3 protein-coding genes and 1 pseudogene are annotated in these 2,491 nt (G+C 72.9%); all 4 read right to left on the minus strand.

All coding sequences use genetic code 11. The features are described 5' to 3' along the window. On the minus strand, nucleotides 1–515 hold a 515-nt coding region (locus tag A612_RS03855; protein WP_019373239.1), incomplete at its 3' end, for a hypothetical protein. Continuing rightward, entirely contained in the window at nucleotides 512–1,063 is a 552-nt protein-coding gene (gene gspM, locus A612_RS03860) for a type II secretion system protein GspM (RefSeq protein WP_019373240.1), read from the minus strand. The genes A612_RS03855 and gspM, both read right to left, overlap by 4 nt. Beyond that, nucleotides 1,060–2,178 (minus strand): PilN domain-containing protein, encoded by a 1,119-nt coding sequence (locus A612_RS03865; RefSeq protein ID WP_141630318.1) that lies wholly within the window; start codon nucleotides 2,176–2,178, stop codon nucleotides 1,060–1,062. Before A612_RS03865 ends, gspM begins: the two co-directional genes overlap by 4 nt. 4 nt (nucleotides 2,179–2,182) lie before the next feature. Further along, a pseudogene (locus tag A612_RS17285) lies at nucleotides 2,183–2,491 on the minus strand (type II secretion system protein GspK); the annotation flags it as partial.

Below are 2,491 nucleotides of genomic sequence, written 5' to 3' on the forward strand. Positions count from 1 at the left end.
GGCGCGCCCGCCCTGCCGGTCGCCGCGGGACGGCTGATGGCCAGCGGCAGACGGCGCTCCTCGCCATCGCGCACCAGGACGGCCTCGCGCTCCTGAATCGACTTGAGCGTCCAGCCGCCCAGGCTTTCGTTGACGGCGATGCGGCGCACCTTGCCCTGCACGCGCGCCAGGATGCCGCCGCCCTCTTCGGTGGCGTACAGGCCGTAGAGCTGGATGCCAGCGAGCGGATCGGGCGCCTCTTCCTTGGGCGCCGCACCAGCCGGCGGGGCCACCGGCGCGGGCCGGCGGCTGGGTGAGAACAGGGGGCGATCGAGCGTGGCGATGAAAAGCGCCGTATCCACGGCCTCGACCTGCGGCAAGGGCGCCGCGGCCTCGCCCAGCTCCGGCGCCATGGGCGCCGGCGGCTCCCAGCGCAGGTGGCGCGGCGCGCCGTCGGGGCCCAGCCACAGCCAGGCGAGCAGCGCCGCCAACGCCGCGTTGAGCGCGAGAAAAAGGCGGATGCCGTGCTGTTTCATGCGGGTTTGGCGTGCAGCACGGACAGGTTGAACTGGACGGCCAGGCGCTGCGGCCGGTCGGCACGTTGCACGCCCACGACCTGCGCGTTCATGCCGTCCACCAACACGGCAGGCGACAGGCTGGGCAAAACGGCCAGGGCGCTTTGCAGGTGGACCAGCTCGCCTTCGACGCGCACCGCCAGGGAGATGCGCTCGAACCCATGCTCCACCTTGGTCGGCAGGACCTGGCTGCTGACCACCGTGAGGCCGGCGGCGCTGAACACGGCCCGCACGCGCTGCTGCGCGTCGTTGCCGGCCTGGGTCGCATCCATGTCGGCGGGGTAGACATATTGGGCAAGCCGCTGCCGGGCGGCCGCCAGCCGCTCGTCGAGCTGGGGCGCCTCCTGCAATCCGGCCAGGCGGGCGTAGCGCGGGGCAATGCGCTCCAGTTCCGCCTGCGCCCAGTGGTGCTTGCGCCAGACGTAACCTGCGCCAAACAGCAGGGGCAGCAGCACCAGCGCCAGCGTGGCGGCCACCCAGGCCCAGTCGCGGGCGGTGGGCCGGTTCATGGCTGGGCCTCCGGGCGTTGCCCCTGCGCCCCAGGGGGCTGGACACTGGCCGCCGAGCTGGCGGCGGCCTCGTCGTCGAGGATGAACTCGACCTGGAAACTTTCCTTGGTGGCGCCGGCCGGGCGCGTGGCGGCGGACGGGGCGCGCACGCCCTTGAAACCCGGCTGGGCGCTGAGCTTTTGCATCATGGCGGCGGTATCGGGCGTGTGGCCAGCGATGAGAACGGTGCGGCCTTCGATCTGCAGGCGCTGGAGCACCGTCTCATCGCCGAGCACCTGGGTCAGGGTGTGCAGCGTGCGCAAGGGGCTGGGCCGCTGGCCAATCACTTCGCCCAGGCTCCGCAGTTGTTCGTTGGCCGCCAGCAGCGCTTCGCGCTTGGCGACCTGGGAACGGGTTTGCTCGACCATCCGGTCGGAGGCAGCCACCGCCTGCAGGGCGCGCTGGCGCAGCTGGAGAGTCGGTGTGATGGCAATGGCCACCAGCAACCCCAGCGCCAACAGGGCCAACAGGGCGAGAACCCTCCAGCCGCGGCGTTCGGCCCGGCGGCGACGCTCCTGGCCATAGCCCTCGAACGCAAAGGCGAACGCCGGGCCATCGGCGCTGCGCACCCAGACCTCCGGCAGCGGGCCGTCCGGGGTGCGGCCGGTGCCAGCCAGGCATTGCTCGACGCTGCGCTGCGAGGCCAGTGCGAGCTCGACCCGCACCTGGCCCGAGCGCCCGTCGGGCCGCACCGGACCGTGCCCCCACACCAGCTCCGACTGGGGAAAGGGGCTGCTGGCCTGTGCGTCCATCTCGATGGCGCGCGCCAGCTCCTCCTGGCCCAGCGCAGGGAGCGCGAGCTGGCGCCGCAGCACCACCTCTTCCGGCAACTCGACCGCTTCGAAGGCCGCGCGTGTCCCGGGCGCTCCGTCGCCCCGGCGGTGGAAGACCCCGCTGCCCTGCGGCTCCCACAGGCCCAGGCCGCCGTCCGCCTCGTGCAACAGCACCACGGGCCGCGGCCCCAGCCAGGCCAGCGCCGGCAGGCGCAGCACCCTGCACCACGCCTGGCGGGCCTGCCGCCCGGCCGTGGACAGGTCGAGGCCGAAGAGCCGGAGTTCCGAGGAAGGGGAAGTCATGTCGCTAGGGACCGGAAACCGCAGGGGGTTCGAAGAAATTCTCGGCGTGGAAAACCCGCCATGGTAACCCGTCCGTGCCGCGCGCACCGAGGAAGTAACGCCGCACCACGCGGACCGCCCCGCCATCGGCCAGCGGCACGCGCGCCACCAGCTCCACGCCTTCGCTGCCGCCGCTGTCGAGCCAGGCCGCGTTGAAGGCGCTCTGGTCCAGCCCCACCTGGTCCGCCTCGCGCCCTGCCAGGAAATGCGCCACGGCAGCGTCGTTGCCAGCCGCCAGGACGCGCAGCACCTGCGGCGGCGCCGCCAGCGGGTT

It is taken from the genome of Melaminivora alkalimesophila (assembly GCF_000282995.1).
GTDB lineage: Bacteria > Pseudomonadota > Gammaproteobacteria > Burkholderiales > Burkholderiaceae_C > Melaminivora > Melaminivora alkalimesophila.